14 protein-coding genes and 1 tRNA gene are annotated in these 9,018 nt (G+C 64.4%); 3 read left to right on the top strand and 12 right to left on the bottom strand.

What is annotated here, in order from left to right; translation table 11 throughout:
• Positions 1–79 precede the first annotated feature (79 nt).
• The 3 genes from VGD10_RS03640 to VGD10_RS03650 all read right to left on the bottom strand — a co-directional run bounded on the left by VGD10_RS03640 (position 80) and on the right by VGD10_RS03650 (position 812).
• Positions 80–244 carry a hypothetical protein gene (locus tag VGD10_RS03640; RefSeq protein WP_331039428.1) on the bottom strand — a complete coding sequence of 55 codons (165 nt, stop codon included), beginning with the start codon at positions 242–244 and terminating at the stop codon, positions 80–82.
• Positions 245–336: 92 nt separating this feature from the next.
• Positions 337–531 carry a hypothetical protein gene (locus VGD10_RS03645; RefSeq protein WP_331039429.1) on the bottom strand — a complete coding sequence of 65 codons (195 nt, stop codon included), beginning with the start codon at positions 529–531 and terminating at the stop codon, positions 337–339.
• Between the two features lie 74 nt (positions 532–605).
• Positions 606–812 (bottom strand): cold-shock protein, encoded by a 207-nt coding sequence (locus VGD10_RS03650; protein ID WP_331039449.1) that lies wholly within the window; start codon positions 810–812, stop codon positions 606–608.
• A 249-nt stretch (positions 813–1,061) separates the two neighbouring features.
• Here VGD10_RS03650 and VGD10_RS03655 point away from each other — a divergent pair, with 249 nt between their 5' ends.
• Positions 1,062–1,265 (top strand): hypothetical protein, encoded by a 204-nt coding sequence (locus VGD10_RS03655; RefSeq protein ID WP_331039430.1) that lies wholly within the window; start codon positions 1,062–1,064, stop codon positions 1,263–1,265.
• Positions 1,266–1,287: 22 nt separating this feature from the next.
• Here VGD10_RS03655 and VGD10_RS03660 read toward each other — a convergent pair whose 3' ends face one another.
• Together VGD10_RS03660 and VGD10_RS03665 are read right to left on the bottom strand one after the other, a co-directional pair.
• A complete protein-coding gene (locus VGD10_RS03660; protein ID WP_331039431.1) occupies positions 1,288–3,096 on the bottom strand; it encodes a PAS domain S-box protein in 1,809 nt (602 codons plus the stop codon).
• On the bottom strand, positions 3,089–3,787 hold the full coding sequence (locus VGD10_RS03665; RefSeq protein WP_331039432.1) for a Crp/Fnr family transcriptional regulator: 699 nt from the start codon (positions 3,785–3,787) through the stop codon (positions 3,089–3,091). The genes VGD10_RS03660 and VGD10_RS03665 overlap by 8 nt, the downstream gene beginning before the upstream one ends.
• Before the next feature lie 182 nt (positions 3,788–3,969).
• On the opposite strand from VGD10_RS03665, the gene VGD10_RS03670 reads away from it, so the two are divergent.
• Positions 3,970–4,311 carry a response regulator gene (locus VGD10_RS03670; RefSeq protein ID WP_331039433.1) on the top strand — a complete coding sequence of 114 codons (342 nt, stop codon included), beginning with the start codon at positions 3,970–3,972 and terminating at the stop codon, positions 4,309–4,311.
• Between the two features lie 55 nt (positions 4,312–4,366).
• Positions 4,367–4,552 (top strand): hypothetical protein, encoded by a 186-nt coding sequence (locus VGD10_RS03675; RefSeq protein ID WP_331039434.1) that lies wholly within the window; start codon positions 4,367–4,369, stop codon positions 4,550–4,552.
• Positions 4,553–4,570: 18 nt separating this feature from the next.
• On the opposite strand, the gene VGD10_RS03680 is transcribed toward VGD10_RS03675, so the two are convergent.
• The 7 genes from VGD10_RS03680 to VGD10_RS03710 all read right to left on the bottom strand — a co-directional run.
• A complete protein-coding gene (locus tag VGD10_RS03680) occupies positions 4,571–5,485 on the bottom strand; it encodes a DMT family transporter (RefSeq protein WP_331039435.1) in 915 nt (304 codons plus the stop codon).
• A 73-nt stretch (positions 5,486–5,558) separates the two neighbouring features.
• Positions 5,559–5,634, bottom strand: a tRNA-Phe gene (locus VGD10_RS03685).
• 41 nt (positions 5,635–5,675) lie between these two features.
• Entirely contained in the window at positions 5,676–5,963 is a 288-nt protein-coding gene (locus VGD10_RS03690; protein WP_414639496.1) for a DNA gyrase inhibitor YacG, read from the bottom strand.
• Positions 5,851–6,828: a ribonuclease gene (locus VGD10_RS03695; protein ID WP_331039437.1), complete on the bottom strand. Its 978-nt coding sequence runs from the start codon at positions 6,826–6,828 to the stop codon at positions 5,851–5,853. The genes VGD10_RS03690 and VGD10_RS03695 overlap by 113 nt, the downstream gene beginning before the upstream one ends.
• On the bottom strand, positions 6,821–7,393 hold the full coding sequence (locus VGD10_RS03700; RefSeq protein ID WP_331039438.1) for a Maf family protein: 573 nt from the start codon (positions 7,391–7,393) through the stop codon (positions 6,821–6,823). Before VGD10_RS03700 ends, VGD10_RS03695 begins: the two co-directional genes overlap by 8 nt.
• A gap of 17 nt (positions 7,394–7,410) precedes the next feature.
• Positions 7,411–7,629, bottom strand: coding sequence for a translation initiation factor IF-1 (infA, locus tag VGD10_RS03705; RefSeq protein ID WP_010162480.1), 219 nt, complete (start codon positions 7,627–7,629; stop codon positions 7,411–7,413).
• A gap of 107 nt (positions 7,630–7,736) precedes the next feature.
• Positions 7,737–9,018 (bottom strand): sodium/proton-translocating pyrophosphatase (locus VGD10_RS03710; protein WP_331039439.1); only part of this gene is annotated, 1,282 nt, incomplete at its 5' end.

The raw sequence follows: 9,018 nt of genomic DNA on the forward strand, positions 1-9,018 counted from the left end.
CCCTCTGATTCTCTACCTCGTGTGCTACGAGTGTAGAGCAGCGCCGCGCTTACTGCCAAGCGGCGATGCGAGGGGATGATTAGGCTCCGGCGCCTTCGCCTTCGGCCGAACTCTTGCCCCGTGCGCTGTTGATCAGCGCGTCGGAACGCTCCGACAGCTTCCTGCTGTCGTCGATCAGGTTCATGATCACCGCCTGTTCCGCCTCGATCCGGGCGTACAGCTCTTCATCTTCTTCGGGAGTCACGATCAGCCCACAATGGTTGTCGCGATCTTAACGTCGATCAAGATCATCGGTTCCAACCGTTCGTCGCATCGACTCCCGTTTGGCCGAACAATTCAGCGGGCGAGGGCGGCCGCTTTGTCGGAAGCAGCCTTGGCGCGCATACGCTCAGTCTTGCCGGCGCGCTCGGCCATCACGTTCCAGGCCGCTTCGGACCGGAGGCAGCGTTCCCGAACATTGTCGAGCAAGGCGGCGTCCGCATCGGCGCGGGCTTCGGCGGCGCGGGCGAGATAGAATTCTTCATGCGTCATGGCGCGGGCCTCGGGGGGGAGAAAAGAAGAGGGGCGCCCGGCATTTGGCCGGACGCCCCTTCTCTGGCGGTAGCTCAGGCGCTCTGCAGGTTGCAGGCGCTGGTCTTGCCGCGATTGTCGGTTTCGAGCTCGTAGCTGACGCGCTGCTCCTTATCGAGCGTGCGCATGCCGGCGCGTTCGACCGCCGAAATGTGGACGAAAGCGTCGTTTCCGCCGCCTTCCGGCTGAATGAAGCCATAGCCCTTGTCGGCATTGAAGAATTTTACGGTGCCAATCGGCATAATCTTTTCCTTGTATTCATAAGTTTTGACGGCGGCCAGCGTGGCCGTCGCCATGCGGGAGCAGCGTAGAGAGAAGGAAAAGGAGCTTTATGCCGCCAAAATCCGTCGCATGCGACTTCAGCAAGATTCTTATGCACTATTTACGGCAGAATAGCAAATGCCAACATCACAGCAGGGAATGTTAGAAAAATTCGGCAAATTTATTTTGCACCAATTTTCTAGATGTCTTGCAAGTGAAAAGCGCCTATCTTGTCCAGCCGCGGGGGGATGATCGTGACGTTCGAGTTCAACTGTCCGAAGTGCGGCGAAAACCGCTTCAAATATCCGGCCCGCACCGATCAGACGACGCCGATCCTTTGCGAAAGCTGCGGCGAGAGCATGGGCAATTTCGCGGATCTGGAGAAGCGGGTCGGTGAAAGGCTGGACGAGTTCCGGCGGCGCCGGCTCGACTAAGGTCGCGGGCGTCGCCCGGCCCCTATCGCTCCGCCAGCACGTCCGGCCCTAGCGGCATGTCCAGAGTGAAGCGAAGGCCCTGCGGCCGGAATTCCACCCTGGTTTCCGCTCGAAGGTCGTAAGGCAGGCTTCGCTCCAGCAGCTCCAGGCCGAATCCCTGCCGTTCCGGCTCGGCGGGCAGGCCTTCAAGACCGTTCTCCTCCCATGCGAGCGCCAGCCGCTCCTCCCCGTCCATCGCCCGCCGCTCCCAGCTGACCGACAGCCGTCCACCGCTCACGCTCAGCGCTCCGTATTTGACGGCATTGCTGGTCAGCTCGTGGATGGCGAGGCTCAGGCTTTCCGCCGCCCGCGGCTGGAGGCACATGTCAGGGCCGCGGATCGTGACACCCTCTCCCTCGCGCGCGGCGTGGGCCAGCAGCTCGTCCTCCACCATGCTCAGGAAGTCCACGCCGCCTTCGGCCGTTCGCGTAACCACCGCCTGCACGCGCGAAAAGGCGTCTAGCCGCCCTTCGAAATGCGACGCCATGTCTTCGACGCTCTCGCTGCTCTGCGCCGTCCGCCGCGCGATCGAGCGCACGATGCCGAGCGTGTTGCGCACACGGTGCTGCAGCTCGGCGAGCAAAGTCTTCTGATGCTCCTCGGCGCGGCGTCGATCCGTCGTGTCCTGGCCGATCTTCAGGAAACCGATCAGGCTGCCGTTGCGGGTCCTCAGCGCGGTCGAAACGCCGTCGATGAAGATGCGTCTGCCGTCCTTGCGGATGTGCCAGCGGACGTTCGGAGCCTGCCCGTCCCGCGCGGCGGTTTCGCGCTCCTTCCGCGGAACGTCCTCGGCGCGGTCTTCGGGCGTGAACGTCATGTCCACCGGCTGTCCGACGGCTTCGTCGACGGTCCAGCCGAACACCGCCTCCGCGCCCTCATACCAGTGGTCGATGATGCCTTCGGGGTCGGTCGTGAAGATCGCATAATCCCGCGCATGCTCCACGATCAGGCGAAAGCGCTCCTCACTCGTCCGAAGCGCTTCTTCCGACTGCTTCTTACGACTGATATCCCGGAAATAGACTGACAGGCCGCCGTCGTCCGTCGGGTAGATGCTGACATCCACCCACTTGCCCAGGATCGGAGAAATCGCCTCGATCCGCACCACTTCCCGCGCCTCGGCTGCGCGGAGGTGCGCCTTGTAGAGTTCGGAGCCGACTGCCTGCGGGAACTCGTCCCAATAGGCTTTGCCGATCAGTTCGTGGCGGGGCCTCCCCCACCACTTCTCGGCCATCCGATTGATGTAGGTGAAGCGCCAGTGCCGATCGACGGCGTAGAAGGCGTCCGAAATGCTCTCTAGGATCTCGGCATGGCGGGCCTCCTCGGCCACCACCCGCCGCGTGATGTCGAGATAGGAAAGGAAGTGGTTGCTCGGCCGTCCTTCCTGGTCGGTCAGCGGGCGGCAAAAGACGGCGGCGCAGAATTTGCTGCCGTCCTTCCGGTACTGCCAAGTCTCCAGGACGACGTCTTCATTCCGCTCGATGGCCTCGCGGAAACGCCGTGTATCCTCGCTGTCCGTGTCCGGCCCCACCATGAAATGCGGCTGCTGGCCCAGCACTTCTTCCATGCTGTAGCCGGTAAGGTCGAGGAACGACTGATTGGCGAAGACGATCGGATTGCCGGGCAGCCGCACGTCGGTGACGGCCATCGGCATCCTTGTGGCCTTCACCGCTTCGACGAAGATGCCGCCTTGCTGGCGAAGCGCGTCGATGTCCGCCTCGGCCTCGGTGCGGGCGTTCGTCCCAGGCTTGTCCTTCTCGAACGCGTTCGGGGACGGAGGCGCGGGCTCAGTCATTGGCGTCTAAATGCGCGCCTTCATGGTTTAGATGCAGGTAATTGTCGTTGAACAAGGCGGCATCCTTCAGCGCCGCAAGGTCGGGAATCGTCAGCCGCTTGCTGTGGAGCACGATCAGATTGTGCTGGCGAAGCTCCTGCAGGGTGCGGTTGACGTGGACCGCTGTAAGGCCCGTCGCGTCGGCAAGGTCTACCTGGGTCAGCGGGAAATAGCAGCTGTCGCCTTCGGTATGGCCGACCGCCTCCAGCCGCAGGAACATCTCGCAGAGCAGGTGGGAAATCCGCTCGTAGGCGCTCCGCTGGCCGAGGTTCAGAGTCCATTCCCGCTGGATCGCGACCGTCACCAGTTCGTCCCAATAGAGCGCCTGGGTGATGCGAGGATGCTCGATCATCAGCCGCTCGAAATCGTCGCGGCCGATCTCGGCGACGCGGGTCTTCGTCACCGTACCGATATTATGGTCTATTTCCTTGAGGATATAGACGTTGAGGTCGCAGATATGCCCGGGAATGAAGAAGGACACGATCTGCCGCCGTCCGTCGGGCAGCGTTTTGTAGCGGAAGGCCCAGCCTTCCTGGATCAGATAGATGAATTTGGGCTTGTCGCCCTCGCGGATCAGGTCGCGGCGTGCGCCCACTTCTTTGCCGCCTTTGCGGGTGACGCGTTCGATCGCCGCCAGATCATCCTTCGACAACCGGGTAAATGCTTGAAGTCTCAGGGCCAATGGGCTCACCGCCTGCACGAGTTGAGCCTCCTCCTAAACGGTGAATTCGCTATCCTTGATCACCTATGTTATAGCTGGATAACGAGAACGATCCGAAATCGGCTTCGGGCCCGCTTTTTGAAGTGATTGTGGAAGAACAGGGACTTAACTCATTGCGCGTTCTGATCGTCGAGGATGAATATTACCTCGCGGACGACCTTGCGCATGCCTTGAAGAAAGCGGGCGCGGAAGTGCTCGGTCCGGTCGGCACGCTGGGCGACGCCGAACGTGCGGTCGCTGCCGGAAGCTTCGACGTCGCCATATTGGACATGAATTTGCGCGGCGACATGGCTTTTCCGATTGCCGACCGCCTGACGGAGGAAGGCATCCCCTTCGTCGTCGCCACGGGCTACAACAGCGCTTCGCTTCCCGAACGCTTCGCGGGCGTGCCTCGCGTCGAAAAGCCGTTCGACCCGCAGGCGGTCATCGCCGCTCTCCCCGGGGTCGTCGGCTAAGCCATTGCTAACGCACGTGAATGCGACTCGCGCCGTCCTGTGACACAAGGGCGGCATGAACGGGGACGATCCAATCAAATATCATTCCGACCGCGCGCAGGCCGAGCTCGACCTCGCGCTCCGCGCCGGCAGCTACGAGGCCGCCCGCGCCCATTTCAGCCTGTCGTCGCTTCACCTGGATACGGCGCGCGACCTCACCCATTCTCGGCGCACTTCCCCGCCTACATCCAGGGACATCTAAACCCGCAGGTTTCCGCCACTATTCCGGCGCTATAGAAGTCCGTTTGCGCGACACTTTCGCCAACATACTGACCCCGCCGCTCGCAATCACCGCCCCGGCGGTCACCAACGCACATCCGATCCACAGCTCCGCCCCGGCCTCCGCCGCGCCCGCTGCGACCAACAGCAGGGTCGACAGGATCGGCGTCGCATAGCTCAGCACCCCCAGCAGCGGCAGGTGCCCCTGCTTCGTCCCGATGTCCCAAAGGAAGAAGGCCGCCCCCAGCGGCCCCAGCGCAAGAAGCCCCAGCACCAGCCACTCCGTAGCGCTCGGCATCACCGTTTCCTCCAGCGCCACATGCGCCGGAACCGCCAGCGCCGCGGTCGCAAGGCAGAAGAGGAACACGGTGCCGGTTGGCACCGCGCTGAAGCGCCTGCTCACCACCGAATAGCCTGACCAGATCAGCGCGCTTGCCAGAGCCGCCGCATAGCCGATCCACGCCTCCGACTGCGCCGCGCCGGATCCGGTCCCGATCAGCAGCCCCGCGCCTCCGAACCCCAGCAAAGCGCCGATGACCATCGCGGGTCTCAGCCGCTCGCCGGGCAGCAATGCGGAAAAGAGCACGATCAGCAGCGGCCAGAGATAATTGATAAGATTGGCCTCCGCGACCGGAGCATTCCGGAGCGCCAGGAAGAAGAGCAGATGGTAGCCGAAATAGGCGCCGATCCCGAGCAGCCACAGCGCCGGAGGCTGCCGCAGCAGCCCGGACAGGCTCTCGCCCCGCGCGAGCAGGAGCAGGGTTCCGAGGACTCCGCTCATCGCAAAGCTGACCGTCAGCATCTGCAGCGGCGGTATTCCGGAAAGCAGCGTCGTCAGCACCGCCAGCGATCCCCAGAGCGGTATCGCCAGAAACCCGATTAACGTCGCCCGCGCCCTCTCGTCCAAGTGCTGCATGAAGCCCCTCCCGCGCAGTCCTTACGCGGGCGCGGGTCGGGCGGTCCAGAGATGGCTTAGGATGGCTGGGTTATGGTGCCCAGGGGCGGGATCGAACCACCGACACTGCGATTTTCAGTCGCATGCTCTACCAACTGAGCTACCTGGGCGTATCCGGCGAGAACCGCGGAAGCCGCGCCTATAGAAGGGCCTAGCCTTCGCTGTCCAGCCCTTCCGATGCTCTTTCATCAGCAGGCGGACCCGGAACCCGGTAGGCGTCGCCGAGCCAGTTCAGTAGGTCCCGGTCGCGGCACCCCTGGCTGCAGAAAGGCGCATGGCCGGGGCTGGCGGGCTTGCCGCAGACGGAGCAGCCGCTGCCGCGGCGCTTAAGGGTTGAACTGGCTGTGGACATGGCCCGCCGATATGGCGAGCCCCTCCCGCGCCTGCAAGCGCACGGCCGCTCCGATCCGCCTTTCAAGCTCGCGCAGCCATTCGTCATTCTGCTCCAGCCGGGCGATGACGGCCGGTGCGGCCTCAATGGTTCGTTCGCCAGCCCCGCGCGACTTCTCCGCCCGCCTGAGCAGCGCCCGCGCCGCCGCGCCGACAGGGTCTCCCTGAACGATCTCCGGCAAGAAAGGCCGCTCCCGCCGCCGAACGACCTGCAGGAAGCCGAAGCCGTTCACCGCCGTCCGCTCGAACGGCTGCGGAAGCACGGCATCGAGCGCCGCCGCGGCCTTCAACCGATCCTCCTTGGCGGGCATGGTAGGAAGGTCGATCCCGATCGAACCGCCGATCCCGAACCGCCGTATCGCCCGCCCCGCCGCCTCCGCGCCCGCGACGGCAAGCGCCGCTGCAGGCAGTGCGCCATCCACGTCGAATAGGGTCATTGCGGGCGTAAGGTTCATCCGCAGCCCCCCGCCGTCGAACGGGATTTCGCCGGTCGCGGCCTGATCGAGAAGCTCCGACCAACCCGCCTGCTCAAACAGGTCCGGTCCAGCGACGGGAGCGGCCTGCCCCTGGATTCGCTCCTTCAGCGTCGGCCCAACCCGCTCTTCCGCCTCCGTTACTCGCACCTTCGGCAGCTTCGCCCGGCCCTGCTCAGGAATGGCTTCGCGGACGACTTCGACCCGCAGCTCCGCGCCTTCGGTAAGCTTCGGCAGCGGCTCCAGCAGCGCCTCGGCGCCGCCGTCCATCGTGACGATCCCGCGCCGTCCGGGAACGAGAATGGAGGTAAGCCGCCCGCGCCGAACCGCGCCTGCGCGAGGGCCGTTCGGCAATTCGATGATGGCTTCGGCAATCTCGCCGCTTTCGATCCTGATGGCCCGGTTCTCGCCGATCCCTTCCTCGTAGAGCCACTCAGCCAAGCGGATATCCTGCCGCGCGGAGAAGCGCGCGCGTCTCGAACAAAGGCAGCCCGACGACGCCGGAATGGCTCCCGGAAATCTGCCGGATCAGCGCCTCGGCGCGTCCCTGAATAGCGTAGCCGCCCGCTTTGCCCTGCCATTCGCCGCTAGCGATATAGGCTTCAAGCTCGTCGGGGCTGAAGCGCTTGAATGCCACGATGCTGGTGGAAAGGCGGTGCCGCGCAGCGCCGTCCGCACCGACCAAAGTCACCGCCGAGAGCACTCTGTGCCTGCGCCCGGACAGCAAGCTCAGCGCCTGCCGCGCTTCCTCTTCGCTCTCGGTCTTCGGAAGAATGCGCCGGCCCGCAGCTACCACCGTATCGGCGGCCAGGATCAGCGCGCCCTCATGCGCGCCGCGTACCGCCTCCGCTTTCTCCATCGCCATGCGCGCGGCGTAGAGCGGGGGCAGCTCGCCCTTCAGCGGCGTCTCGTCAATTTCGGCGGGAACGACGGCATCGGGCGTGACGCCGATGCGCTTCAGAAGGTCGAGCCTGCGTGGGCTGGCGGAGGCGAGGACGAGCCGCATCGGGCGCGTGCCTGCTCTTACTTGAAGCGGTAGGTAATCCGACCCTTGGTCAGATCGTAAGGGGTAAGCTCGACCAGCACTTCATCGCCGACGAGCACGCGGATGCGGTTCTTGCGCATCTTGCCCGCCGTATGGCCGAGGATTTCGTGATCGTTTTCAAGCTTCACGCGGAACATGGCGTTGGGCAGCAGCTCAACGACTTGCCCGCGCATTTCCAGAAGTTCTTCTTTAGCCATGCACTTCCTGTCTGAATGTCCGCGCCGCCCTTAGCGGCTGGGGCCTTAAAATGAAACCCCGCCCGGAGGGCTGCTCCGGGCGGGGCTTCCAAGTTCGGTTGAGAAGATCAGCCGGCGTGGCCGCCCGCCAGCGCCGCCAGCAGGAGCAGGGCGACGATGTTGGTGATCTTGATCATCGGATTGACGGCCGGACCCGCGGTGTCCTTGTAGGGATCGCCGACCGTGTCGCCGGTGACGGCGGCCTTATGGGCTTCGGAGCCCTTGCCGCCATGATTGCCGTCTTCGATATACTTCTTGGCATTGTCCCAGGCGCCGCCGCCGCTCGTCATCGACAGAGCGACGAACAGGCCGGAGACGATCACGCCCAGCAGCAGCGCGCCGAGAGCCGCAAAGCCGTTGGCCTGGCCCGCCACCGCGCTGATGATGAAATAGACCGCGATCGGCGCAAGCACCGGCAGCAGCGACGGGATGATCATCTCCTTGATCGCGGCCTTGGTGACGAGGTCGACGGTCCGGGCATAGTTCGGACGGCTGGTGCCCTGCATGATGCCCGGATTGTCGCGGAACTGGCCGCGGACTTCCTCGACCACGGCGCCGCCTGCACGGCCGACGGCAGTCATGCCCATCGCACCGAAGAGGTACGGGAGCAGAGCGCCGAGCAGCAGGCCGACGATCACGTACGGATTGCTAAGGCTGAAATCGACCGCAACGTCCGGGAAGAACAGGTTGAGGTCGGTCGTATAGGCGCCGAACAGGACGAGCGCGGCAAGGCCGGCCGAACCGATCGCATAACCCTTGGTCACCGCCTTGGTGGTGTTGCCGACCGCGTCGAGCGCGTCGGTGCGGACGCGGACGCTGTCGTCGAGGTGCGCCATTTCGGCAATGCCGCCGGCATTGTCGGTGACGGGACCGTAGGCGTCGAGCGCAACCACCATGCCGGCAAGCGCAAGCATCGCGGTCGCGGCGAAGGCGATGCCGATCAGGCCCGCCAGCTGGTAGGCGACGATGATGCCGACGCAGATGACGAGGGTCGGAAGCGCGGTCGCCTCGAGGCTGATGGCCAGGCCCTGGATCACGTTGGTGCCATGGCCGGTCTCGGACGCCTTAGCGATCGACTTCACCGGGCGATAGTTGGTGCCCGTGTAGTATTCCGTGATGCAGATGATGAGGCTGGTGACGGCAAGGCCGACCAGCATCGACCAGAACAGGTCCATGCCGGTGAAGCCGGCGCCGGCAACGACCTGCGGCTCCGCTTCGAAGCCGCCCGCGGTGCGCGGACCGCCATAGACAGCGTTGAGGTCGCCAAGCGTAATCTCGGTCGCGAAATAGAGCGCCGGGATCGACAGCAAAGCGGTGACCCAGAAGCCCTTGTAGAGCGCGCCCATGATC

The organism is Allosphingosinicella sp. (genome assembly GCF_036402135.1).
GTDB lineage: Bacteria > Pseudomonadota > Alphaproteobacteria > Sphingomonadales > Sphingomonadaceae > Allosphingosinicella.

Coding starts and splice junctions, on each gene's coding strand:
- VGD10_RS03645 (WP_331039429.1), bottom strand. CDS start 531: ATGACGCATGAAGAATTCTATCTCGCCCGCGCCGCCGAAGCCCGCGCC.
- VGD10_RS03650 (WP_331039449.1), bottom strand. CDS start 812: ATGCCGATTGGCACCGTAAAATTCTTCAATGCCGACAAGGGCTATGGC.
- VGD10_RS03660 (WP_331039431.1), bottom strand. CDS start 3,096: ATGACTGAGCCCGCGCCTCCGTCCCCGAACGCGTTCGAGAAGGACAAG.
- VGD10_RS03675 (WP_331039434.1), top strand. CDS start 4,367: ATGAACGGGGACGATCCAATCAAATATCATTCCGACCGCGCGCAGGCC.
- VGD10_RS03680 (WP_331039435.1), bottom strand. CDS start 5,485: ATGCAGCACTTGGACGAGAGGGCGCGGGCGACGTTAATCGGGTTTCTG.
- VGD10_RS03690 (WP_414639496.1), bottom strand. CDS start 5,963: ATGACGAATGGCTGCGCGAGCTTGAAAGGCGGATCGGAGCGGCCGTGC.
- VGD10_RS03700 (WP_331039438.1), bottom strand. CDS start 7,393: ATGCGGCTCGTCCTCGCCTCCGCCAGCCCACGCAGGCTCGACCTTCTG.
- infA (WP_010162480.1), bottom strand. CDS start 7,629: ATGGCTAAAGAAGAACTTCTGGAAATGCGCGGGCAAGTCGTTGAGCTG.